We start from the raw sequence: 509 nt of genomic DNA, 5'->3' as shown, positions 1-509 counted from the left end.
GGCATTTTTCTTGGAGTTAAGCACAATAAACTCACTGAGAAATTAAAAAAAAAAAAAACAAAGGGAAAAAAAGGAGAGTTTGTCCACTGGTGCTGTTTTCCAAGGAGCTGGCTCCAGTAAAGGAGGAGCAGCGCTCTCTGCCGATGAAAGGTGAGAATAAAAAGCTTACAGCACCGGGTATTCCCAGGCGGTCTCCCATCCAAGTACTGACCCGGCCCGACCCTGCTTAGCTTCCGAGATCGGACGAGATCGGGCGTATTCAGGGTGGTATGGCCGTAAGCGATGGATGAGCATGCACGCACGGCATTTATAGATGGTAAAACACCAGCAAGGGTGGATGGCAAATGGTCATCTGTCATTTTCCTGCACTCAACAAGCGCCATGACAAGACCCACATGGCATTTAGCTTTGAGTTAATGCACATAAACTCACTGAGAAATTAAAAAAAAAAAAAAACAAAGGGAAAAAAAGGAGAGTTTGTCCACAGGTGCTGTTTTACAAGGAGCTGG

At 45.6% G+C, this 509-nt stretch carries 1 rRNA gene; it reads right to left on the bottom strand.

What is annotated here, in order from left to right:
* Positions 1 to 162 precede the first annotated feature (162 nt).
* Positions 163 to 281: ribosomal RNA gene (rrf, locus tag R7O13_RS31085) — 5S ribosomal RNA — on the bottom strand.
* Positions 282 to 509: the final 228 nt, after the last annotated feature.

The organism is Vibrio sp. Y176 (assembly GCF_033438945.1).
Note: the sequence above shows the minus strand (reverse complement) of the source record. Positions and strands in the feature narration are given on the sequence as shown.